The organism is Chloroflexota bacterium, assembly GCA_016875535.1.
GTDB lineage: Bacteria > Chloroflexota > Dehalococcoidia > SHYB01 > SHYB01 > VGPF01.
Window position 1 is genome coordinate 1 of record VGPF01000041.1, and the last position, 22,726, is coordinate 22,726.

19 protein-coding genes are annotated in these 22,726 nt (G+C 63.7%); 9 read left to right on the forward strand and 10 right to left on the reverse strand.

What is annotated here, in order from left to right; genetic code table 11:
• Positions 1-157 precede the first annotated feature (157 nt).
• Genes FJ039_10260 through FJ039_10270 form a run of 3 tightly spaced genes read left to right on the forward strand, consistent with a single transcriptional unit; the run spans position 158 to position 3,692 of the window.
• Complete coding sequence (locus FJ039_10260) at positions 158-1,339, forward strand: lipid-transfer protein (GenBank protein ID MBM4406542.1); 1,182 nt, start codon at positions 158-160, stop codon at positions 1,337-1,339.
• A 3-nt stretch (positions 1,340-1,342) separates the two neighbouring features.
• Positions 1,343-2,755 carry an amidase gene (locus FJ039_10265; GenBank protein ID MBM4406543.1) on the forward strand — a complete coding sequence of 471 codons (1,413 nt, stop codon included), beginning with the start codon at positions 1,343-1,345 and terminating at the stop codon, positions 2,753-2,755.
• A gap of 4 nt (positions 2,756-2,759) precedes the next feature.
• Entirely contained in the window at positions 2,760-3,692 is a 933-nt protein-coding gene (locus tag FJ039_10270; protein ID MBM4406544.1) for an alpha/beta hydrolase, read from the forward strand.
• A 72-nt stretch (positions 3,693-3,764) separates the two neighbouring features.
• Here FJ039_10270 and FJ039_10275 read toward each other — a convergent pair whose 3' ends face one another.
• Positions 3,765-5,021, reverse strand: a complete 1,257-nt coding sequence (locus FJ039_10275; protein MBM4406545.1) for an anion transporter — start codon at positions 5,019-5,021, stop codon at positions 3,765-3,767.
• Positions 5,022-5,066: 45 nt separating this feature from the next.
• Positions 5,067-6,452 carry a DNA repair protein RadA gene (gene radA / locus FJ039_10280; GenBank protein ID MBM4406546.1) on the reverse strand — a complete coding sequence of 462 codons (1,386 nt, stop codon included), beginning with the start codon at positions 6,450-6,452 and terminating at the stop codon, positions 5,067-5,069.
• A gap of 206 nt (positions 6,453-6,658) precedes the next feature.
• Between radA and FJ039_10285 the strand changes: the two genes are divergently transcribed.
• The 3 genes from FJ039_10285 (at position 6,659) to FJ039_10295 (ending at position 9,740) form a co-directional block, all read left to right on the forward strand.
• Positions 6,659-7,357 carry a hypothetical protein gene (locus tag FJ039_10285; GenBank protein ID MBM4406547.1) on the forward strand — a complete coding sequence of 233 codons (699 nt, stop codon included), beginning with the start codon at positions 6,659-6,661 and terminating at the stop codon, positions 7,355-7,357.
• Positions 7,358-7,422: 65 nt separating this feature from the next.
• Positions 7,423-8,856, forward strand: a complete 1,434-nt coding sequence (locus tag FJ039_10290) for a hypothetical protein (protein ID MBM4406548.1) — start codon at positions 7,423-7,425, stop codon at positions 8,854-8,856.
• An 11-nt stretch (positions 8,857-8,867) separates the two neighbouring features.
• Positions 8,868-9,740 (forward strand): LLM class F420-dependent oxidoreductase, encoded by an 873-nt coding sequence (locus FJ039_10295; GenBank protein ID MBM4406549.1) that lies wholly within the window; start codon positions 8,868-8,870, stop codon positions 9,738-9,740.
• Here FJ039_10295 and FJ039_10300 read toward each other — a convergent pair.
• A complete protein-coding gene (locus FJ039_10300) occupies positions 9,737-10,117 on the reverse strand; it encodes a hypothetical protein (GenBank protein ID MBM4406550.1) in 381 nt (126 codons plus the stop codon). The genes FJ039_10295 and FJ039_10300 overlap by 4 nt on opposite strands.
• 119 nt (positions 10,118-10,236) lie before the next feature.
• Here FJ039_10300 and FJ039_10305 point away from each other — a divergent pair, with 119 nt between their 5' ends.
• Both FJ039_10305 and FJ039_10310 read left to right on the forward strand, forming a co-directional pair.
• Entirely contained in the window at positions 10,237-11,379 is a 1,143-nt protein-coding gene (locus tag FJ039_10305; protein MBM4406551.1) for a redoxin domain-containing protein, read from the forward strand.
• Entirely contained in the window at positions 11,376-12,140 is a 765-nt protein-coding gene (locus tag FJ039_10310; GenBank protein ID MBM4406552.1) for a hypothetical protein, read from the forward strand. The genes FJ039_10305 and FJ039_10310 overlap by 4 nt, the downstream gene beginning before the upstream one ends.
• 76 nt (positions 12,141-12,216) lie before the next feature.
• Here FJ039_10310 and FJ039_10315 read toward each other — a convergent pair whose 3' ends face one another.
• The 6 genes from FJ039_10315 to FJ039_10340 all read right to left on the reverse strand — a co-directional run bounded on the left by FJ039_10315 (position 12,217) and on the right by FJ039_10340 (position 17,371).
• Positions 12,217-12,798 (reverse strand): DUF3501 family protein, encoded by a 582-nt coding sequence (locus tag FJ039_10315; GenBank protein ID MBM4406553.1) that lies wholly within the window; start codon positions 12,796-12,798, stop codon positions 12,217-12,219.
• Positions 12,799-12,852: 54 nt separating this feature from the next.
• Positions 12,853-14,127: an anaerobic glycerol-3-phosphate dehydrogenase subunit C gene (locus FJ039_10320; protein ID MBM4406554.1), complete on the reverse strand. Its 1,275-nt coding sequence runs from the start codon at positions 14,125-14,127 to the stop codon at positions 12,853-12,855.
• A gap of 71 nt (positions 14,128-14,198) precedes the next feature.
• Positions 14,199-14,645, reverse strand: coding sequence for a rubrerythrin (locus FJ039_10325; GenBank protein ID MBM4406555.1), 447 nt, complete (start codon positions 14,643-14,645; stop codon positions 14,199-14,201).
• 344 nt (positions 14,646-14,989) lie between these two features.
• Positions 14,990-15,496 (reverse strand): hypothetical protein, encoded by a 507-nt coding sequence (locus FJ039_10330; GenBank protein ID MBM4406556.1) that lies wholly within the window; start codon positions 15,494-15,496, stop codon positions 14,990-14,992.
• A 205-nt stretch (positions 15,497-15,701) separates the two neighbouring features.
• Positions 15,702-16,103, reverse strand: coding sequence for a hypothetical protein (locus FJ039_10335; GenBank protein MBM4406557.1), 402 nt, complete (start codon positions 16,101-16,103; stop codon positions 15,702-15,704).
• 83 nt (positions 16,104-16,186) lie between these two features.
• Positions 16,187-17,371 (reverse strand): CoA transferase, encoded by a 1,185-nt coding sequence (locus FJ039_10340; protein ID MBM4406558.1) that lies wholly within the window; start codon positions 17,369-17,371, stop codon positions 16,187-16,189.
• Between the two features lie 218 nt (positions 17,372-17,589).
• Here FJ039_10340 and FJ039_10345 point away from each other — a divergent pair, with 218 nt between their 5' ends.
• Positions 17,590-18,729 (forward strand): LLM class flavin-dependent oxidoreductase, encoded by a 1,140-nt coding sequence (locus FJ039_10345; protein ID MBM4406559.1) that lies wholly within the window; start codon positions 17,590-17,592, stop codon positions 18,727-18,729.
• Between the two features lies 1 nt (position 18,730).
• Here the strand turns inward: FJ039_10345 and metH are convergent, their stop codons facing one another.
• Positions 18,731-22,285, reverse strand: coding sequence for a methionine synthase (gene metH, locus FJ039_10350; GenBank protein MBM4406560.1), 3,555 nt, complete (start codon positions 22,283-22,285; stop codon positions 18,731-18,733).
• Positions 22,286-22,726 lie beyond the last annotated feature (441 nt).

The window sequence follows — 22,726 nt, forward strand, 5'->3', positions numbered from 1 at the left end:
CCGCAGCAGGGACCGCCGCCCGGACCGCCGCCGAGGTAATAGCCTCTAGCGAAGTGATCGGTAATCACCAGCCCCTCCGGTACCGGAGGGGCTGGTTTTTTCTTGTGCGCCCCGCTTGCATCGGCATATAATCGCCTATCCCCGTCAGGAGTCTCCCGTGAGCCTGAAAAACAAGTCGGCCGTTATTGGCATTGGGCACACCGCCTATTCGAAGGGACTCGGCCGCAGTGAGCTGAGCCTGGCGCTCGAGGCTTCGAAGAAGGCGATTGACGATGCCGGACTGAAGAATACGGATATTGACGGCATCGTCCGGTGGGATATTGATAACGTCCAAGACGATGCCCTTGCCGCCGCGTTAGGCATCCGGGAGCTGAAGTTCTTCGCCACGGCACCCTGGGGCGGCGGCGCCGGCGGCAACGCCGTCCAACTGGCGGCGATGGCGGTGGCGACGGGCCAGGCGAACAATGTGATCGTCTTCCGCTCCCGCAATCGCGGCAAGCAGTCTACCCAGGCAGGCGGCGGCCAGCATTCAGGCGGACGCCCCTGGGAGAAGCAGTCCATGCTCGTCGCGGGATCGAAGCAGTTCACCGTTCCCTTCGGCCTCGCTTCGCCCGTGCAAGAGGTGGCGGTGCTGACGCGCCGCCACATGCACGTCTTCGGCACCAAGGCCGAGCACCTGGGCGGCATCGCCATCAACCAGCGCACCAATGCCGTTCGCAACCCGGACGCAGTCATGCGCACGCCGATCACGATGGACGATTACCTCACCTCGCGCTGGGTTGCCGAGCCGATGCGCCTCTTCGATTGCTGTCTCGAGACGGACGGCGCGGGCGCGGTTATCGTCACCGCCGCGGCGAACGCGCGCAACGGCAGGAACAAACCCGTCTATATCCTCGCCGCGGCCCAGGGCATCTCCCACGGCTCCCAGGGAATGACGAACTACTATCGCGATGACTTCTTCAACACCGATTCCAGCGTCTGCGCCAAGACGCTCTACCAGCGCGCGGGCGTTCAGGCCAAAGATATAGACGTCGCCCAGCTCTACGATGCCTTCTCCACCACGGTGCTGCTCCTCATCGAAGACTTCCTCTGCGGGCGCGGCAACGCAGGCGCCCTTATCGAATCGGGCGGCATCACCTTCGCCAAGGGCAAGACCCCGGTCAACACCAGCGGTGCAGGCCTCTCCGAGGTCTATCTCCACGGCTTCAATCTCATCATCGAAGCGGTGCGCCAGGTCCGCGGCACGGCGGTGAACCAGGTGAAGGACGTGGAGCTTTCACTCTATGCCGCCGCGCCGCCTGTGCCGACGAGCGCCTTCATCCTGAGCAAGAATCCCTAGCCTATGCCTGGCAACGACCTTGCCTTCACGCCCGCATGGGAGTTGGCGAAGCTCCTGCGCTCCAAAAAGCTTTCGCCTGTTGAGCTGACCCGTTCCGTCCTCGATCGCATCGCGAGATACAACCCCAAGCTCAACGCCTTCCTTGCCGTCGCCGCCGATTCTGCGATGGCCGATGCCAAGGTGGCGGAGAGGCGGTTCTCCTCTGGAGGCGATCTGCCGCCGCTCCTCGGCCTGCCCGTCTCCATCAAGGACCTCACCTATACAAAGGGCATCGTGACTACGGGCGGTTCCCTGGCCTATAAGGACTTCGTCCCGGAGGAAGACTCCATCGCCGTCGAGCGTCTGCGGAAAGCAGGCGCCATCATCATCGGCAAGACGAATACCCCGGAGTTCGGCAACTCGGCGACCACGGAGAATCGCTTGGGCGACGACTGTCGCAACCCGTGGGACACCAAGCGCACCAGCGGCGGCTCCAGCGGCGGCGCGGCGGCTGGCGTGGCGGCCGGCATCTGCCCGCTTGCCATGGGCACCGATGGCGGCGGCTCCATACGCATCCCGGCGAGCCTCTGCGGCGTCTTTGGCATCAAGCCGACCATCGGCACGATTCCCACAGGGCGGAGCTTCAGCGGGATGCCCATCTTTTCGACGGGCGGACCCATCACCCGCTCCGTTCGCGATGCCGCGATGCTCCTAGACGTCACAGCCGGGCACGATGGGCGCGACCCGCGTTCCCGCCGGGCGATGTCTCCCGACTTCTCAGGCACCCTGAACAAGGGTGTCAAAGGCCTCCGCGTTGCCTGGTCTTTTGACCTGGGCTATGCCGTCGCCGATCCGGAAGTCCTTGCCATCACGTCGGAGGCGGCTCGCTTCTTCGGGCGGCTCGGCTGCGCCGTCTCCGATGATAGCCCGGACACCGGCGAGCCCTTCAGCATCTTCGGGCCTGTCGTCGTCACGGACAGCTACGTCGCCTTCGGCCATTTGCTGGAGACGAAAGGCGACCTGCTGACGGAGAACTTCAGGAAATCCATGGAGCGGAGCAAGGCCATCACCGCCGCCCAGTACTCTCAGGCGATGCGCTCCATCGAAGTGACCAAGGCCAAGATGGCCGATTTCTTCGAGCGGTACGACCTGCTGATGTCTCCCGCGACGGCCGTTCCCGCCTTCCCATGCGGCCAGCGACCCTCCGCCATCGGCGGGCAATCGGTCAGCACCCTCTGGGGGCCGTTCCCCTTCACCGTCCCGTTCAATATCACCGGCCAGCCTGCCGCAAGCCTCCCCTGCGGCTTCACCAAGGACGGCCTGCCCGTCGGCCTGCAGATCGTCGGGCGCATAGGCGAAGACGACATGGTGATGCGCGCCGCCGCCGCCTTTGAAGCGGCTCGCCCCTGGTCTGATCGCAAGCCTCACCTGGACTAGTCCTATGCCGCTGAACCCCAAGTGCGGGCCGCTGATTGACGGCTACAACGCCCGCTATGGTGGCAAGCCGCGCACTGCCCAGACGCTGCCCGGCATCCGGGCGCAGATGGAGGCGGCCTTGGCGCTCGGCAAGCCGAAGGTCGCCAGCGTCGAAGACCGGCGCATCCCCGGTCCCCACGGCGAGATTCCCTTCCGGGTCTACAAGCCCCTGAAGGCTGGACGGCCGCTGCCTGTCCTTGTCACGTTCCACGGCGGCGGCTGGACCATCGGCAGCGTCAACTCCCACGATGGCACTGCCCGAAGGCTGGCCCTGGCCGCTGAGTGCGCCGTCGTCTCCGTGGACTATCGACTCGCCCCGGAGCACAAGTTCCCTATCCCGTTCGACGATTGCTACGCGGCGATGGTGTGGGTAGCCGAACACTCCCGAGAGCTCGGTGTGGATGGCGCGAGGATCGCCGTGGGCGGCGATAGCTCAGGCGGCAACTTGGCGGCGGCCGTTGCCCTCAAGGCGCGGGATGCAGGCGGTCCCAAGCTCGCCTTCCAACTACTCATCTACCCGGCGCTCGACCGCAACTTGGAGACGGCGTCATATAGGCAAAACGCGAGCGGCTATCTCCTCACGCGGGAGACGATGGCCGTCAACTGGGCCCTCTACCTTGGGAGCGAAGCGGATGCCAAGAACCCCTACGCCTGCCCCATCCAGGCCAAGGACCTTCGCGGGCTGCCTCCTGCCCTTATCATCACGGCTGAGTATGATCCCCTTCGCGATGACGGTGATATCTACGCGAAGAGACTGCGCGCTGCAGACGTTCCTGTGGCCTATACCTGCTACGAAGGCATGATCCACGCCTTCTTCAGCTATAGCGAAGTCTTGGCCGAAGCGAAGCAGGCGCTCGCCCAGGCGGGCGAGGCGCTCAAGAAGGCCTTTCGCGCCTAGCAATGCGGCCCGCACCCTGCCTGCCGCCTCTCCCTACCTAAAAGAGAGGCCGGAAGTGAGATCGAAGGAACGCTACTTCAGCCAGCCTAGCTCATATTGCAAGAGCAGGATGCCCACTGAGGCGATGAGCGTCAGCACCGTGACGACGGCGCCCACCTTGAAGAACTCCCCGAACTTCAGCGTCACGCCATCGCGGTAGGCCACCTCCGCCACGATAAGGTTGGCCACAGCCCCGATGAGCGTCATGTTGCCCCCGAGCGTCGCGCCGGAGGCCAGGGAGAGCCACAGCAGGTTGCTATTGGAGTCCTGCAGGAGGGGGATCACCAAGAGCGTGAAGGGCACGTTGCTCACGATTTGCGAAACGACGGTGCTGATGCCGTGGATGGAGACGACGCCCGCCGTGTTCGCGTCTAAGCTCACCCGGTCAAGGAAGAAATCCAGGACGCCCGCATCCTGCGCGCCGTGGACCACGATGAAGAGCCCGGCAAAGAAGAGCAGGAGCACCCAGTCCACATCCTTGATGATATTGGAGGGCTTTATCCCGCTCACCACCACGGCGACTCCTCCAGCCGAGAGGGCGATGACGGCAAGCCGCAGGTCTAGGAAGCTGTGGAGGAAAAACGTGACGATGACGCCGATGACGATGGGCGTCATGCGCAGGAGCTTCTGCCTGTCTATGGGAATGGCCTTTGTTGCCGTCTCCTGTAGGGAGGATCCTCCGTCCTTCGCGGTGAGCTGGTTTCGGTAGAAGAGCCAGATGACGCCCATGAGGATGAGCGTTGAGACGAACGCCACGGGCAGCAGGTGCAGGAAGAAGCGCCCGAATGAGATTTCGGATGTGATGCCGATGAGCACATTCTGCGGGTTGCCGATGATGGTGGCTGAGGAGCCGATGTTGGAGGCCATCGCCTCCGCGATGAGGTAGGGGATCGGATTCAGGCGGTTCATCCTGCAGGCCTGGATGATGACCGGTGTAAAGAGCAGCACGATGACGTCATTCACCAGGAAGGCGCTGAAGACCGCCGTTGCGACGATGACCACTGCCATCAGCTTGATCGGCGAGCCGGTGGCCGAGACCGTCTTGACAGCCAGGAGCGTGAAGAAGCCCGCCTGCTGCAGCACCACCACCAGCATCATCATGCCCAACAGCAGCGCGATGGTATCGAAGTTGACGGCGGCCACCGCTTCATCGAAGGTGAGGACGCCCGCCAGCACCATCAGCGTCGCGCCGATGAGCGCGGCCGTCGGCCTATCAATGTTGACCTTGGGGACGCGGTTGAAGGCGATGCCTAGATAGGTCAGCGCAAAGATAAGAGCGGCGGCGGCCACTGCGTCCTCCTCAGCTTGGTAAGGATAGGCGAGGGAGGAGGTGCATCACAGGGCGGCAGGCCTGCTCGCCAGGGCGAGCCGCACCGCATCGCGCAGGGTCTCCGCGTAAAGGAGCTTCAGCTCGCCGGGGGCCTTCACGCTGCCGTTGGCCTGTCCCGGCAGCACGCAGAGCTTGAAGCCCAGCGCCGCCGCCTCCGCCAGCCTGCGCTCCGTCTGGTTCACCGGGCGCAGTTCGCCGCTCAGACCCACTTCGCCCATCACCACGCACCGCTCGCGCAGGGGCGTATCGCGCAGGCTGGAGGCTACCGCCAGGGCGATCGCCGCATCCGCCGCAGGCTCTTCGATGTGCAGTCCGCCCACCACGTTCACGATGACATCTTGCCCGCTCATCGGCAGGCCTAGGTGCTTGGTCAGCACCGCGAGGATAAGCAGCAGGCGGTTGAAGTCAACGCCGTTGGCGATGCGCCGCGCTGGCCCCAGCCCGGCGGGTGTCGCCAGGGCCTGGATCTCCACCAGCAGCGGTCGCGTTCCCTCAAGCGTCGGCACGATGGCCGAGCCCATGGCCGATTCCTGCCTGTGGGCCAGGAAGGCCTCCGAGGGATTCGTCACCTCGCTCAGTCCCCCATCCCGCATCTCAAAGATGCCCACTTCGTTGGTGGAGCCGAAGCGATTCTTCACGCCCCGCAGGATGCGGAATGGGCTGAAGCCTTCACCCTCCAGGTAAAGCACCACGTCCACCATGTGCTCCAGCACCCGCGGCCCGGCGATGGCTCCGTCCTTGGTGACGTGCCCGGCGATCATCACCGGCGTCCCGTGGCTCTTGGCCCACTGCATCAGCCGCAGGGCGCACTCCCGTACCTGGCCCACGCTCCCCGCCGCAGAGGTGACGGCTGAAAGGGCCATCGTTTGGATGGAGTCTACGATCACCAGGGCGGGTTTCGATTGGTCGAGCCGCGCCAGCACAGCGTCAAGGTCCGTCTCCGCCAGGAGATGCAGGCCCTTGCCCTTGAGTCCCAGGCGCGAAGCTCTCAGCTTGATCTGCTGCGGCGATTCTTCGCCGGAGACGTAGACCACAGGCCCGATGCCGTCCGCCACCGCCTGCGCCACTTGCAGCAACAGCGTTGACTTTCCGATGCCCGGGTCCCCGCCGATCAGCGTCAGCGAGCCGGGGACGATGCCTCCCCCAAGCACGCGGTTCACTTCCCGCAGAGGCAGCGCCATCCGCGTCGTGTCTGACATGGCGATGCCGGAGAGCTCGATGCTCTCGCTCGCCTTGCCGCCCGTCCAGGGGCGCGCGGCAGTGGGCGCGGCCACGAGCGTCTCCACCATGGTGTTGAACTGCCCGCATTCCGGACAACGCCCCAGCCACTTGGGACTCTCCGCGCTGCACTGCTGGCAGACAAAGAGACTCTTGGGATGCGATTTAGCCATCGTCGTGCCCGGTATTGTACCGTCGCCCTACGTGATGCGCCATCAGCCGATGGCACACGTTGTCTTCCGGCCGCTGCCTGTGCCGATTGCGTCATGCAGTTGCATTGACATACCTTGGGGTCTTACCTACAATTGCCCTGCCTTGCGGTTTCGGTTTGCATGTGGAGCGTGGGTTCGCCGCAAGTACTCTTCGCCAAGGAACTACCGTGACTGTTGCCAAGTCACTTTTTGAGTTGCAGGAGCTTGACCTTCAACTCGATAAGTTTGCCAAGTCCATCGCCCAGATAGATGCCGAGCTCAAAGGAAGCAAAGCCCTCATCGTCGCGAAGGCGGAGTTGGCCAAGCGGCAGAAGGCGCTCCAGGATCTCCAGGCCCAGCAGAAGACCGCTGAGCTGGATGCTGCGGACGCCAAGGAGCGGGTGACAACCGTCGAAGGTCGCATGATGGGCAACCAGGCCACCGCCCGCGAGTTGCCTGCGCTCCAGAAGGAAGTGACGAATCTCAAAGGCCGCCTGAAAGGGGCCGAAGAGCAGGTCGTCGCGGCGATGGAGCGCGTCGAGCAGGCCAAGAAGGCCGCCGATGAGCAGGCCGCAGTGGTGAAGGCCGAAGAGACCAAGTGGGCGGAACAGCAGAAAAAGCTGGCGGAGGATAGGCAGAAGTTCGCCGCCGAAGTTCCCGGGGTTCGTTCCCAGCGCGACGATTTCGCCAAGGAAATTGCCGACCAGGCGAAGGCCGCGTATCAAAGCATCCGCACAAAGAAAGGCGGAGTCGGCGTCTCCAAGGTTCAGGGCGGTATCTGCTCCGGCTGTCGCATCACCCTGCCCACCACGCTCGTCCAGAGGGCCCGCGCCGGCAAAGAGTTGGTCTATTGCGGCAATTGCGGTCGTATCTTGTACGTCCCGTAGAGTGAAACCCTCTGCCGCGCCTGCTGAACGGGAGCGGCCAAGCGCAGCCAAAGAGCGGACCCGCGATGCAGAAGACAGCCAATCGCCCCGCCGTCCACCAGACAAAAGCCATCGCCTACGTCCGCGCCTCTGGGAAGACGGCTGCCCCCGCGGCCGATCACGAGCAGTCCTTCGCCGCCTTTTGCGCCCGTTTGGGCTATCACCCGGCAGCTTCCTTTGTGGAGAAGGACGGCCTCTCTTCCGTCTTTGCCGACTTGGTTGATGCCGTCCGTAGAGAAGGCGCAGGCGTCGTTGTCGCCGTTCCCTCGCTGGAAGCCTTCGGCGCGAAGACCCATGATCCCGCCCTTGCGCTCCTCGAGCTGGAGAGCCTGGGCGCCAAGGTCCAGCTCATGGCCACAGGCCAGGCGGTTGACCTGGGCAAGATCCTGACGTCCCAGCCCTCCAAGATGGGCAAGCCCCCTGGCCTGGCTGAGCGCATCACCTCAGCCATGTACAAGCGCGCCGTCAAGGGCGAAGGCTTGGGCAAGCCGCCCTACGGCTATCGCATCGGCCAATCGCGCAAGCTGGAGATCCACGAGGCGGAGTCCGAAGCCGTCAAGACAATCTTCCATCTCTACACCCAGAGGAACGTCGGCATCCGCCTCATCGCCCGCCACTTGAACGAGCACAACGTCCCCACGCGCAGGGGCGGCAAGTGGAGTATGGTCACCATCCGGGACATCCTGCGCAATCGCGCCTATCTGGGCACCTACACCCGCTTCGGCGTGCGCGTCCCGGGTAGCCACCCCGCCATCATCACCCCGGATATGTTCCGCTGGGCGCAGAACAAGCTGGAGGAGCGCAAGCCCCGCCGCAAGAACGGCCAGGCGGAGCCCTACGTCCTCTCCGGCCTGATCTACTGCGGCTATTGCAACAACCGCATGGTCGGCGTGACCCGCAAGCAGAGCTGGACGCGCCGCAAGGACGGCTCCAGGAAAGAGAAGCAGTATCGCTACTACCAGTGCCAATCGCGCACCAACCAGAGCGTCTGCCAGTACCACACCCATCGCTCCGACCAGTTTGAATCGAACGTTCTCACCTTTCTGGGCAACCGCGCGCCTGAGCTGGAGACGATGCAGGAGAAACGCGCCGCCCCTTCTGCCGCGGCGCTCCAAAAGGAGCGCCAGCGCCTGGAGACGGCCCGAGCTCGGGCGGAGCGCAAGCTGCGACAGCTTCTTCGCCTGGTTGCCTCAGGCAAACTTCCCTACCTGCGCTTCAAGGAGATGGGCGATCGGCTCATCGCCGAGCGGCGCGAGGCGCAGGACGGCATCCGTCGCATGGCTGCGGCGCGCTCCTCCTCCGCCGGGACATCCGGCCAACAGGCGGCGCAGGCCATCCGAGGCCTTCTCGCCGGTTGGAGCGGCATGGATACCAACGCTCGACGCGCCCTTCTCAACGGTCTCATCGAAAAGATTATCGTCTTTGACGATCGCACGGATATCCATCTGCGCGCCGCGTAAGAGAGGCTGGTATGCTCAATATCGGGCTCTCCATCTTCGGCCTCAAGCCTTCGAGCATGCCCAAGGTGGCGGCGCGCGCTGAGGAGCTGGGCTTCGGCTCTATCTGGGTCGCCGAACACCTCGTCTTCCCGGCGGTCATCCCGCCCACCTACCCCTACTCCTCCAGCGGGCATCCGCCCATCAACCCGGATACGCCGCTCCTTGATCCCTGGGTGGTGCTGAGCTACATCGCCGCTGCGACAAAGAAGGTGAAGCTCGGCACGGGCGTCTACATCCTGCCCCTCCGCAGTCCGTTCGTCACGGCCCGCGCCGTCACCACCCTTGATAGGCTGTCAGAGGGGCGGGTGATTCTTGGCGTCGGCGTCGGCTGGCTCAAAGAGGAGTTCCAGGCCGTGGGCGAAAACTGGGAGAATCGGCTCAAGCGCACCAGGGAGACCGTCGAAATCATCAGGAAGCTCTGGACGGAAGAGACCATTGCCTATAAGGGGCAGTACTATTCCTTCGATGCCGTGAAGTTCCAGCCCAAGCCGGTGCAGAAGCCCTGCATACCCATCGAGTTCGGCGGCGAGACCAAGGCCGCATTGCGCAGGGCCGCCGAGCTTGGCGATGGCTGGATCGCCGCTGGCCGCTGGCAGCCTGACGACGTAGCGAAGGTCGTCGCCGAGATCCAGGGCTACCGCCGCGAAGCCGGGCGCACCGGGCCCTTCAACATCACCTGTAGCTGCGCCCTGGAGCCTACGCCGGAGAATGTCCGGCGCTACGAAGCCGCGGGCGCCACGCGCGTCTACCTCCGGCCCGCCGTCTCTCCAGGCGTCGTCAGTGTGGAAGAGGCCTTTAACGCCTACCTGGAGCGCGTGCACGATACCTTGCTGACCAAGCTCTAGACAGGCTTCAGCTTGACGATGACGTGCCCGCCCTTGGAGGACTCCGCCGTCTTCGCCATCCGCTCATGATGCTTCGTCTCGTACTTCTTCTTCAGTAGGTCTATCATCATCGGCACCCAGTTGGGGTCCGTCATGATGTCGGCGCGCATCTTCAGCCGGTCGGCGCTCTCCGCCGAGCCGATGGCTACGTCAACCTCAGGCGTCGCCTTCAGGTCCCACACCTCGCTCGATGATTCGGCGGAGAGGATATAGAGGCGCTCGCCGTCGTGGACGAACCAGAGCGGGTACGTGGCGGTGGCCCCGGAGGAACGGCGCACCTTCAGCCACAGCTCTTCGGCGGTCTTGGTCTTGGCGGCCAGTTCGGCAAGGGTAGGCATGGCGGCTCCTTAGCGCGGTGTGAACGCTGGCGAGTATAGGCAATTCACCTTTCAGCCACAAGGCGATTGAACCTCTTCACGGCCCTGCGCGTACAATTGGTGGAGTGCCTAGAAGTGAGATGCCTGTGAAGTTGACAGAGAGGCAACGCCTCCTCGCCTTGATCGGCGTCGTTGCCGCCATCGTCGCGGTCGTCGTTGCCCTCATGGTCACCTCGCCCGGCAAGGCTAGGGAGACCGATTCCGCTGCCTCCGGAAGCGGCGCCCAGGTCGGCAAGCTCGCCCCTGAAATTATCGGCATCTCCGCCTGGCTCAATGCCCAGCCGCTTATGCTCAAGGACCTGCGGGGCAAGGTCGTCCTTGTGGACTTCTGGACCTACACCTGCGTCAATTGCGTTCGCACCCTGCCCTATCTGACGGAATGGCATAAGAGATACGCCGATAGAGGGCTCGTCATCGTCGGCGTGCACACGCCCGAGTTCGACTTCGAGCGCGATGTGAAGAACGTCGAGGCCGCCGCAAGGCGCTATGGCGTCACCTACCCGGTGGCCCTGGATAACGCCCGTGGCACCTGGGATAACTATCGCACGCAGTACTGGCCCCGCAAGTTCCTGGTGGACAGCAAAGGCATCATTCGCTATGACCACATCGGCGAGGGACGCTATGAGGCGACCGAATCCCAGATTAAAAAGCTTCTTGCCGAGATTGGTGCCAACGTAAATGGCATGGGTTCTGTGAAAGACCCCAACCCGGGGCCTCTTGTGGCCGCGCAGAACGTCACGCCCGAGCTCTACGCCGGGGCCCGTGGCTATTTCCAGGCCCAGATCGGCAACGTGGACCAGTACACGCCCATCCAGCCGGTGGACTACACCCTTCCCGCCGCCTTGCGCTCCAACGTCATCTACATGAGCGGTCTCTGGAAAGCTGGGGAAGAGGGTCTCTACCACGCCCGGGGGACGGATGGCTACGTGGATGAAATCGTGGTGAAGTACTTCGCCCGCAGCGCCAACCTGGTCATCCAACCCCAGGGCGATCACCCCTTTGATGTGCGCATCACCTTTGACGGCAAGCCCCTCCCGGAGCACATCCGTGGCAAGGACGTCGTTGTGGATGCCGCAGGCGATACCGTCGTCCGCGTTCGGGAGGCCCGCCTCTACAACCTCGTCTCAGCCCCCGAGATCGGCGCCCACGAGCTCCGCCTCAGCGCCAAGAGCAAGGACTTCGCCATCTTTGCCTTCACCTTCGGCACCGGCGAGCAGGACTGACCCCTGTGGCTGACATCGCCTACGCAAACGCGTTCACGGGAGGCATCTCCTCCATCGCCACGCCGTGCGTCGGCGTCATCATCCCCGCCTTCCTCGCCCATGTCGTCGGCCTCACCGCCCTCTCTGCCTCCTCCGAGGCAGAGAAGAAGAGTGCAGAACCGCCGGCAAGCCCGCTCCGCCGCGTGTGGAAGGCGATGGGCAACGGCAGATGGGTTCTCTACGGCACACTCGCCTTTCTCGCAGGCTTTATCCTCACCTTCGTCCTCCTCGGCTCCGCCTTGGATCCAGTCTCTCGCTGGGTCACCGATAGCAAGACGGCGATCTCCCGCGTCGGCGGGGTGGTGGTCATCCTCTATGGGCTTGTGGTCACCGGCCTGCTGCCCCTCTCCTATCTCCGCCTGGCGGACAGGCCGCGCCTCCTCGCGATGGGGAAGCTCTTCGTCTCCTTCGTTGTCGGCATCGCCTTCGCCATCGGCTGGACGCCCTGCGTGAACGCCGACCTGGGCACCATCCTCACGACCGCTCGCGACCCAGGGACGGCTGGCGAAGGCGCGCGACTGCTCACCGTCTACTCTGTGGGCCTCATGCTGCCCTTCGCCCTTGGCGGCGCGCTCCTGGCCTACGATACGACCTTCCTGGAAGCGCGCAAACGCACTCGCCTTGTGATCGCGGCGGTGGCCGGCATCGTCCTCATCGCCCTCGGTGCCATGGTCATCACCGAGCGCTTCCAGGAACTGACGGGCTACCTCTTCAACCTCTAACCCTGCTGCACCCGCTCATCCTCACCCCTTCTCTCCCTCGGCGGGAGCGAACAAAAGAGAGGGGGCACGGCTCCTCTTATGAGAGGTCTCGGATCAAGCTCGTCCGCACCTGCGGGGAGATATTCACCCGCTGTTTGTAGTTCGGGTGGCTGACCACAAGCCGCGCCTCGTCCTCTCCGGTGCGGAATCGGCGCGATTGCTGCGCCGTGAAGGGGAAGCGGAGGAAGTGCACGGCGCTGATCTTCCGCTCCTTGCTCCTCCCGCCCTCGAATGTCGCGTAGACCTTCGTCCCGCCGAACTCGAGCCACACCTTGCGTCCCTTGTCCAGCCCCAGGAACTTTTCCAGTTCGGCCTTGATGCGCCGCTGGTTCGTGATTTCGATGAGCAACGTGGCGCTCAACTCGTTGGCGTCTGGGATCAGCCCGTTGTAGGCCCGTAGCTCGTCCTTGATGGCCTCTTCCTTCACGATCCGCTCCACCCGCATCATCTCCTGGATCTGGAAGATGACCGTCTCCCGATTCTCGAAGACCACGGAGATGCGTCGGCCTGCCTCGATGCGCCGGTTCTTCTTGAGCGCGATGATCCGCGCCCGCTCCTCAGGCCGGGCCTTCTCATAGGCCAGGATATCCTTGATGTCTCCTCGTGTGACCTTCTTCAATGAGCTTCTCCGGACTCGGTATTCGGCCGTCCCAAGATCTGTGGAGAAATCTCTTTATATCCCATACGCCGTCTTCAACACGTGCATCGGGTGGACCGGCCGCTTGCCCGTCCCGTGCTGCACCTGGTTTGCGGCCAGTGGGCAATCGCTCACATACAGGTCCGCTTCGGACTCCTTCATATCGGCGAAGAGCTTTTGGCCGTAGTGGAGCGAGACCTTGTGCGAAGCCTTCTTCACGCCCCAGGTGCCGTCGTGGGCTGAGCACTTCTCGATGCGCTCCACCTCCGCGCCGGGGATAAGCTCCATCAGGTCCGCGCTCTTCTGCCCCATGAACTGCGCCCGCGTGTGGCACGGCACATGGTAGGCGATCTTCCCTATCTTGTTTCGGAAGTCCGTCTTCAGCCCGCCGCTTGGGCGGAGCTTCCACAAGTATTCCGCGATATCGAAGGTGTGCTCCGCCACCAGTTTCGCCTCCGCCGATTCGTCCAGCAACGGGTACTCCTTCTTCAGCATGTAGCCGCACGTCGGCTGCGGCGCGATGACGTCATACCCCTCGCGCACGAGCTTTGCCAGGTGCTCCACGTTGAACTTCAATTTCTTCTCCGTCTGCTCCAGCGCTCCCACGTCCAGGTACGGCATGCCGCAGCACTGCTGCTCGCCTACCTGCACGCGGATGTTGTTGTGCGCCAGTACTTCCACGGAGGCGATGGCGATAGCCGGGTCGTTGTAGTTCAGGGTGCAGGTGTAAAAGAAGGCGACCTTCTTGGCCTCCGCGCTCACCTTGGCGTTCAGCTTCGCGCCGTTCCTGCGCCACCAGGAGGCGAAGGTCCGGGAGGCGAACTTCGGAAGCGTGGCGTCACGATGGACTCCCGCAACCTTCTCCATCACGAAGCGGATGGGGCGCACGCCGTTCCCCATGTTGGCCATCGGCGCCGTCATGCTGCCGAACTTCCCCACAAGGTCCGTGTTCGCCAGCAGGTGCTCCCGGATGCCCACGCCCTCTTTCTTCGCGTTCACCAGCCGCGCCCTTGCGAAGAGCCGGGGCACATCCAGGTTCAGCTCGTGCGGCGGCGTGTAGGGGCACCGGATGTAGCAGAGCTTGCACTGATAGCACTGGTCCTCGACGGGCCGCAGGTCATCCCTGGTGATCTGCTTGAACTCCCCATCCACGGAGTCCGTCAGGTCAAAGAGCGTGGGGAAGGCCGGGCAGAAGTTGAAGCAGAGGCGACAGCCGTGGCAGACATCGAACTGGCGGCGCTCCTCCTGCAGGAGAGACGATTCGTCCCAGAACTCAGGGTTGTGGACATCGAGCTTGTGTTTGAGCGGCATGGCAGTCCTACAAAAACGCCCCTCCGGATTCTGCCGGAGGGGCGTGCATTCGAGCCTTCGTCTAATGGGGCTTAGATCGCCTCCGAGGGCTCCTTGCCCGAAATCTTCTTCAGTCCCTGGCCGAAGCGTCCGGCGTGCGACTTCTCGGCGCGGGCCAGCGTCTCGAACCACTCGGCCAGTTCAGCAAAGCCCTCCGTCCGCGCCGTCTTGGCGAAGCCGGGGTACATCTCGCTGAACTCGTAGGTCTCGCCTGCCACCGCGGCCTTCAGGTTCTTCTCCGTATTGCCGATGGACTCCCCAGTGGCCGGGTCGCCCACGCTCTTCAGGTAGTCCAGGTGGCCGAAGGCATGGCCCGTCTCCGCCTCGGCCGTATCGCGGAAGAGGCCGCCGATGTCCGGGTAGCCTTCGATGTCCGCCTGCCGCGCGAAGTAGAGGTAGCGGCGGTTCGCCTGGGACTCCCCGGCAAACGCGCCCTTGAGGTTGTCAAAGCTCTTGCTGCCTTTTAGTGACTTTGCCATCGCAGTCGCTCCTTGTTGAGAACGATTATCTTTTAGGAGGGGCTTTCCCCGCCGCCGATATTATGCCTATCGGTGCGTGCCTCTGCAAGACTATGCATCTTAGGGGTGCCCAGGGGACGAAAAAGCCCTCCGGCCTCAGGCCGGAGGGCTGTGTGCGGACGGATGCCTACGGGCTGCCTACGAGGCGGCGACGAAGATACGGATGAGGATCACCAGGATCAGGAGGATCCCAAAGCCGCACAGGACGCTCCAGAGCTGGCTATCCAGCGGGTTCTTCATCCCCTTCTTTGCGGGGGCGGGCGCTGCAGGTTTGTTCTGTTGTGCCATTAGTCGTTGCTCCTTGTCTACTTTGCCCACAGGCTGGTGAGATGCCGGGCCACGATCATGAAGAAGAGCATCGGGATGGAGAGCATCAGGTTTGTGCGTGAAGCCAACAGCGCGTTGCGCGTCCACTTCGGCTGCTCGGGCGGGGCCGGCTTGCCCTCCTTGAGCGTGGCCGTCGTGGCGGCGATCACCTTCTTCTGGTTCGGCCAGATGATGAACCAGACGTTGTAGGCCATGATGAGACCTAACGCTCCGCCGAAGGCGATGGCGCGGAACTGGAAGCTCTTGTAATAGTCGTTGCCCTTGATCGCGCCCATCGAAAAGATGTACGCCAGACCGAACAGCACCGTCGCCAGCGCCGCGTACCGGAAGAAGAGCAGCGCGCGAGGCACCAGGATCATGATGACGTTCTGTCGCACCGGACCCTCGAACTTCGCGAACGAAGGCACCTGGACGAAGTTGAAGTAGTAGAGAAGACCGATCCAGAGGATGCCCGCGAAAATATGCCCGAACCGCAAGATATACAGCCAGGCTTCTTCTGCTCCACTGCCGTTCATCTATTGACCCTCCATAAATGGCTCGAAATTCGTGTGCATATTGCTACCCGGCAAAACTTTTGTCAATTCCCCGTATTGTCGGCTTTCGTCACTCTGTTAGACATAACATGGGTTTCATGTATCAAAAATAGGGAGTCCGACTGCCGGGGTTCCCGCGGGTCGGTCGCGAGCGTCGCTACCGTACCGTGATCTTCCCGGTCATCCCCGCGCCTTCATGCCCGGGAACCGTGCAGATGAACTTGAACTCTCCCGCCTTCGTGAAGGTGAAGCGCTCCGTCCGAGGTTTGCCCGGGGAGTCTACATCCCAGTGGATGTTCAGGTCCCTCACCGTGAAATCATGGTTGATATCGGCGGTGCGCAGGCGGAACTCGATTACATCGCCCGTCTTGAACGAGAGGTTGTTCGGCTCGAACTTGAAGTTCTTCAACGTGACGGCGGCAACGGCCGTGACTCCTGTTGGCGGCGGGATCGGTGTCGCCGTCGGGCCGTCGTCATCGCCGCCGCTGCACGCTGTGAGCGCGAGGGCGGCGGCTGAAGCCGCGAAAAGCTTAAGGCTGAGGGCAGGTCTGCTGGGCATGGCAATGGCTCCTTGAGATTCTAGCTGGCGGAGTGCAGGGTCCAGCCGATTATTATAGGGGATGCGAGGGGGACTGAGCGGCGCTAGACCTTCCCCAGCGCCCCCTTCCTTCGTAACTCCTCTATCGCCTTGGCCGTGTACCCTGCCTCCCGCAGTACCTCTTCTGTGTGCTGTCCCTGCATGGGGGAGTGCCTGCGGATGGACGGCGGATTCCGTGAAAGCCGCACCGCAGGGCTCATCATCAGCGTGCGCCCTGCCGTCGGGTGGCTGATCTCCGTCATCATGCCGTTCGCCACCACCTGCGGCTGGGTGGGCACCTGCTCCCGCTCCACCACGGGCGCGCACGGCACGTCGTGCTCCTCCAGGCGCTTCAGCCACTCGTCCCGGGGCTTGGACGCGAACGTCTCTATGAGGATCTCCAGCAGCTGCTGGTTGTTGTCCGCCCGGAGTTGTGCCGAGGCGAAGGCCGGATCCTTGGTCAGATGCTCCAGGTCCAGCGCCTTGCACAGCTTCACCCATTCTTTCTCGCTCAGCGCCACGGGGATGATCCACTGGCCGTCCTGGCACCGATACATCCCAAAGACCGATTGCGTCATCGGCGCGCGCTGCACGCCCTCCTCCGCCTCCGGCTTCACCAGGTCCACCATCTGCATCGCGATCGCCGCCTGCAGCAGCGAGGTCTCCACCTTCTGCCCCTTCCCCGTCCGGCTCCGCTCGATGAGCGCCAGCACCACCCCGTACGCGATGAGCATCGGCGTCGAGCAATCGGCCACCCACACGCCGGAGGAGAGCGGCGTTCCATCGGGCAGGCGGCGGTGCAGCATCCCGCTCTGCGCCTGGATAAGAAGATCGTACCCGGCGCGCTTGGCATGCGGCCCCTCTTTGCCGTAAGCCGTCAGCTCAACGTAGATGAGCCTCTTGTTCTCCCGGGAAAGCTCTTCGTAGTCCAGGCCCAGGCGCTTGGCCACTCCAGGCCGGTAGTTGTGGATCAGCACGTCCGTCTGGGAGGCCAGGCGCTTCGCCACTGCTCGTCCCTCCGCCTTTCCTAGGTCCAGCGCCATGCCGCGCTTGTTCCGGTTCACCACCAGGAATGACGGGCTCTCATTGCCCAGTTTCGGGTGTGTGAACAGCCGTCGCGAGGTGTCTCCCTCAGGCGGCTCGATCTTGATGACCTCCGCCCCCTGGTCGCCCAGGTGCATGGAGGCGGCAGGCCCCGCCCACATAGAGGCAAGGTCAAGGACTTTGATCCCGTCAAGAACGTGGCTCATCGGCGCTTCTCCTATGAGGAAGTTTCGATATTCTACTTCCCTTTGTCGCGATGCAGCTTTTGGCCCGGCTGATCGCGGTCTTGACTCCAGTGGTATCGTCACTGGGCCATGGGCCGTCTCCAGGTTTGTGGCAGGCAAGTTTTCGGCGGAGAAGTCGAAAGAAATACCGAGAAGCGTCGGACGTTCGCGCCGATACACGGCAGAGGAGATGATTCGTGATGAAATTCGGATTGCTCTTTGAGCTGCAGGTGCCCAAACCTTGGAACGCGCGCAGCGACTTCGAGATATTCCACCAGGCCGCCGATCAAGCCGTTCTCGCCGAGCAGATGGGCTTCGAGTACATCTGGGCCGTCGAGCATCACTTCCTGGAGCAGTTCGCCCATTGCGCCGCCCCCGAAGTCTGGCTCGGCCACCTCTCCGCGCGCACCAGCGCCGTCCGCCTCGGCTTCGGCGTCATCCTCACTGAGCGCCAGATCAACCACCCGGTGCGCATCGCCGAGCGCGTTGCCGTGCTGGACATCATGTCCAACGGCCGTGTGGACTGGCGAACCGGGCGCGCCTCTAACCCCTACCAGCTTGAGCCCTTCGGCGTGAACCTCGGCGAGACGCGCCAGGAGTGGGAAGAGGTTATCGAGATTGTGCCCAAGATGTGGACCCAGAACACCTTCAGCCACAAAGGCCGCTTCTGGGACATCCACGAGCGGAACGTCGTCCCCAAGCCCATCCAGAAGCCGCACCCGCCCGTCTGGGTCGCGGCCCAGCAGCCCGCCACTTTTGATCTCGCGGGCCGCAAGGGCATAGGCGCCCTCTGCTTCGCGGTGGGCGTGCCTGGAGAGCTGGAAGAGCGCATCAAGTCGTACAAAAAGGCCATCGAAACGGCGCCGGAGCAGGTCGGCCTGGTGAAGAACAACCACTGCGCTACCTTCACCATCGCCTATTGCGATGAGAGCGACCAGGCGGCCCGCGAGCTGGCCGGGCCCCAGGCCATGTGGTATCTCGATACTATCGAAGGCATCTACGGCCCGGTGTGGAAGGCCAAGAACCTCAGCGAAGTGCCCGATAGCTATAAGTGGCACGCCACCAACAATACCCCCGGCGAGCAGACGATGACCAAAGTCGGCAAGGACTACAACACCTTCATTAACAACGGCTCCTTCGCCATCGGCAACCCGGACAATATGATCAAGACGCTCGAAGGCTATGAGGCCGCCGGCGCCGACCAGGTGATCCTTTTCATGCAGGCTGGGCGCATGTCCCATGACAAGCTGATGCGATCCCTCAAGCTCATCGGGAAATACGTCCTGCCGCACTTCCAGGAGAAGGCGAAAAAGAAGCAGGCGGCCAAGGCCGCGCGGTAACCTACGCTTTCGCCGCCGCCAGCTCCCGCTCCAGCTCCGCCACGTCCCTCTGCGCCAGGTTGAAGTACTTGGCGTCCGGGTGGTGCAGCACCATCGCGCTCACGGAGCTCTCCGGGTCCATCATGGAGCCCTCCGTCAGGTGTGCCTGGATCTGCCTGCTCACGTCCAGCAGGCGGAAGAGCTGCGACTGGTCCTCCAGCCGCGGGCAGGCGGGATACCCGAAGGAGTAACGCTTCCCTTGGTAGTGGGCCTTGAACAGCGCTTCCTTCGTGATGCCCGCCGGGTCGCCGATCCCCCAGGCCTTGCGGAGCTGCTGGTGCAGCAGCTCCGCGAAGCCTTCTGCGCCCTCAAGCGCTAGAACTTGAAGGATGTGGCTCGCCAGGAAATCGCCCTTATTCTTCCACTCCTCCGCCAGGGCGCGCACATTCCCCGTCACCGTGGTGACGAACATCACGATATAGTCCATGCGCCCCGATTCCCTGGGCGCGATGTAGTCCACCAGGCTCAGCAGGTCGCCTTCGCTCTGGCGGCCGAAGATGAACGACTCCAAGACCCGCTTGCCGTCCGGCTCGGCGTAGATGAGGAGCCGCTGGCCGTCCGCCTGGGCTGGGAAGAATTTGAAGACGGCGTCCGCGTGGATATCCTTCCGCGCCAGCATCGCCTCCTCCACCTTGCGCACGGCCTTCTGCAGCTCCAGCGCCTTCGCCTCGCCCTGGGCTAGCGCCTCCGGGAAGCGGCCCTTGTAGCCCAGGTGGCGAACGTACAGCATCATCGGGTTGATGAAGGAGAAGATCTCGTTCAGGTCATAGTTGCGGAGCACGTGCAGCTTCAGGTCCGGCGGCTTGGGGATGGGCGCATCCTGGCGCACGGCCCCCGAGCGCGCCGCGAACGGCCGCCCGGGCGTCGGTGCGACTTTTACCGCGCCGTCTGCGGCGCGGAACTCTTCGCTCAGCGCGTCAAGCTGCGCCTTGATCTTGGGTTGTTGTCCCTTGTCCAGCACCCGGTTCGCCAGGGCCAGGCCGTCCATGGCGTCCTTGGCGTAGGCCACGATGCCATCGTAGGCCGGGGCGATGCGCAGGTGCGTGAACTTGTTCGTCAGCGCCGCGCCGCCCACCAGGATGGGGCACGCCACGCCCGCCGCCTTCAGGTCTTGCGCCGTCTCCACCATCATCTGGGCCGATTTCACCAGCAGTCCGGAAAGGCCGATGGCGTCCGGCTTGTGCTGGTGATAGGCCTCGATGATCTGCTGGGGCGGCACCTTGATGCCCAGGTTCACCACCTGGTAGCCGTTGTTGCCCAGGATGATCTCCACCAGGTTCTTCCCGATGTCGTGGACGTCTCCCTTCACCGTGGCCAGGAGGATCTTGCCCCTGCCCGCGCTCTGGCTCTTCTCCATGTGCGGTTCCAGGTGCGCCACCGCCGCCTTCATCGCCTCCGCCGATTGCAGCACCTCCGCCACGATGAGGCGGTTTTCGTTGAAGAGCCGCCCCACTTCATCCATGCCCTTCATCAGCGGGCCGTTGATGATATCCAGGGGCCTGCGCTCCTTGAGCGCCAGGTCCAGGTCGGCCGTCAGGCCGTCCTTGGAGCCTTCCAGGATGTAGGAGGACAGGCGCTCGTCCAGGGAGAGGCTCGATTTCGGCTTGCCCGCCGCCGTCTCCTTGCGGTCGCGGAAGAGCGCGGCGAAGGCGCCGACCGGGTCGTCGCCGCGCCACCAGATAAGGTCTTCGGCGGCCTTCCGCTCGTTCTCGGGGATCGAAGGGTAGCGCACCAGCTTCTCCGAGTTGACGATGGCCATGTCCAAACCGGCCTGGACGCAGTGGTAGAGGAAGACCGCGTTGAGCACTTCGCGTCCGGCGGCGGGCAGGCCGAAGGAGACGTTGGAGACGCCCAGGATGGTCTTGCACCTGGGCAGGGCCTCCTTGATGAGGCGCACGCCTTCGATGGTCTCCACGCCCGCTCCGATGTAGTTCTTATCCCCGGTGCCGACGGGGAAGACGAGCGGGTCGAAGATGATATCCTCGGGCGCGACGCCGTACTTCTCGGTGAGCAGCTTGTGCGAGCGCTGGGCGATGGCGAGCTTCCGTTCGCGCGTGATGGCCTGCGCCTGTGCCTTGTCTTCGTCTATGCAGCCCACGATGAGCGCCGCGCCGTACCGCCTGGCCAGGGGGACGACGGCTTGGAAGCGTCCTTCGCCATCCTCCAGGTTGACGGAGTTGATGATGGACTTGCCCGGCGTCCGCTTCAGCCCCTCTTCGATGACGCGATGGTCGGTGGAATCGAGCATGATGGGGACTTTGATCTTCTTCGTGATCTGGTCCAGGAAAGCGGTCACGTCGGCAAGCTCGTTTCGGTCCGGGTCCTGGAGGCAGACGTCCACCACATGCGCGCCGCCGCGCACCTGCCGCCGCCCCACCTCCGCCGCCTCTTCCCACTTGCCTTCGGCGATGAGCTTTTTGAAGGCGCGGCTCCCCAGGACATTGGTGCGCTCGCCGACGAGGATGGGGCGCGTCTCCTGGTTGACGATGAGTGTCTCCAGGCCGGAGACGCGGGTATCGTGGGGCGCGATGGTCTTGTGGGGCCTGCTCCGCCTGGCAACCTCGGCCAGCCTTTCGATGTGCGCCGGGACCATGCCGCAGCAGCCGCCCAGGACGTTCACCCACCCCGATTCGGCGAAGCGCCCCAGGACCTTCGCGGAGGCCTCCGGTGTCTCGTTGTAGTGGCCGTGCTCGTCCGGCAGGCCCGCGTTGGGGATGCAGGCGATGGGGAAGCGCGAGATGCCCGCCAGGGTGCGGATATGGTCGGTCATGAACTCCGGCCCGGTGGCGCAGTTGAGGCCGACCCACAGCAGGTCCCGGTGGGCGATGGTGGTATAGAAGGCCTCGATGTCCTGGCCCGCCAGGATGGTGCCCATCGTCTCGATGGTGGCCTGGACGGCGATGGGCAGCGTCACGCCCGATTCTTTGCAGGCCAGGTCAGTGCCCTCAAGCGCCGCCTTGACGTTCAGGGAGTCCTGCTGGGTCTCGATGAGCAGGAGGTCGCTGCCGCCTTCGATGAGCCCCACGGCCTGGATGCGGAAGGCCTCCACCAGCTGGTCGAAGGTGACGCCCCCGGTGACGGAGAGGCTCTTGTTCGTGGGGCCTATGGAGCCGGCGACGAAGCGAGGTTTTCCCGGAGTCGAAAACTCGTCGGCGCATTCGCGGGCGATGCGGGCCGCGGCCCGGCTGATCTCCCTGGCCCGCTCGCCCAGGCCGTACTCGTTGAGGACGATGGGCGTGGAGCCGAAGGAGTTCGACTCGATGATATCGGCGCCGGCCTTGAGGAAGTCGCGGTGGACCTTCTTGATGGCCTCCGGCTTGGTGATGCAGAGGTACTCGTTGCAGCCCTCGTACTGCTCGCCGCCGAAGTCGGCCGCCGTCAGGTTCTGCGCCTGGATGTTCGTCCCCATGGCGCCGTCAACCACCAGTATCCTCTCAGTGAGGAGGCGTTTGAGACTTTCTATGCGCTTTTGGCGGTCGTCGGGCATGGGCTTATCCCAAGAAGCGTGTACTTCCATTATACGGGAAAGGGATGGTTGTGCTGGAGGGAGATGGGTTATAGCGCAACCGGGAGAGCGATGTTCGTAGAGGCTTTCCTTCCCCGCGATTCCGACGCCGAATCGGGGTGAGGATAGGAAGAGGCGCTCTGCGGTGTAGCACGCGGAGTCTTCGATTGGGTGACACGCCGCCATGGTCATTCTGGGGTAGGGGCGAGCCAAGCTCTTTCTTGTCTATTGCGCGGCTCGCCCTCACGATGGCTGAGGGACGAGTCTGCTGTTGCGACAAGACGATTGCCTAGTGACCTAAGGGCGACTTTGGGAGTTGTCGCGTCGAATCGTTGGGTTCTCCTTTCTTTGCGATGGGTGTGCTGCAGAGGGCCCGACGGTGTGCCATGGGTGGACGCGTCCAGCAAAGGTGCGGGCGTTTAACGTTCCCGGAAGGCCGGGACAGGGCATCGC

What these genes read in the sequence shown, in the direction of transcription:
- FJ039_10265 (MBM4406543.1), top strand. Translation starts at nt 1,343, where the DNA reads ATGCCTGGCAACGACCTTGCCTTCACGCCCGCATGGGAGTTGGCGAAG.
- FJ039_10270 (MBM4406544.1), top strand. Translation starts at nt 2,760, where the DNA reads ATGCCGCTGAACCCCAAGTGCGGGCCGCTGATTGACGGCTACAACGCC.
- radA (MBM4406546.1), bottom strand. Translation starts at nt 6,452, where the DNA reads ATGGCTAAATCGCATCCCAAGAGTCTCTTTGTCTGCCAGCAGTGCAGC.
- FJ039_10290 (MBM4406548.1), top strand. Translation starts at nt 7,423, where the DNA reads ATGCAGAAGACAGCCAATCGCCCCGCCGTCCACCAGACAAAAGCCATC.
- FJ039_10295 (MBM4406549.1), top strand. Translation starts at nt 8,868, where the DNA reads ATGCTCAATATCGGGCTCTCCATCTTCGGCCTCAAGCCTTCGAGCATG.
- FJ039_10300 (MBM4406550.1), bottom strand. Translation starts at nt 10,117, where the DNA reads ATGCCTACCCTTGCCGAACTGGCCGCCAAGACCAAGACCGCCGAAGAG.
- FJ039_10305 (MBM4406551.1), top strand. Translation starts at nt 10,237, where the DNA reads ATGCCTGTGAAGTTGACAGAGAGGCAACGCCTCCTCGCCTTGATCGGC.
- FJ039_10320 (MBM4406554.1), bottom strand. Translation starts at nt 14,127, where the DNA reads ATGCCGCTCAAACACAAGCTCGATGTCCACAACCCTGAGTTCTGGGAC.
- FJ039_10325 (MBM4406555.1), bottom strand. Translation starts at nt 14,645, where the DNA reads ATGGCAAAGTCACTAAAAGGCAGCAAGAGCTTTGACAACCTCAAGGGC.
- FJ039_10335 (MBM4406557.1), bottom strand. Translation starts at nt 16,103, where the DNA reads ATGCCCAGCAGACCTGCCCTCAGCCTTAAGCTTTTCGCGGCTTCAGCC.
- FJ039_10340 (MBM4406558.1), bottom strand. Translation starts at nt 17,371, where the DNA reads ATGAGCCACGTTCTTGACGGGATCAAAGTCCTTGACCTTGCCTCTATG.
- FJ039_10345 (MBM4406559.1), top strand. Translation starts at nt 17,590, where the DNA reads ATGAAATTCGGATTGCTCTTTGAGCTGCAGGTGCCCAAACCTTGGAAC.
- metH (MBM4406560.1), bottom strand. Translation starts at nt 22,285, where the DNA reads ATGGAAGTACACGCTTCTTGGGATAAGCCCATGCCCGACGACCGCCAA.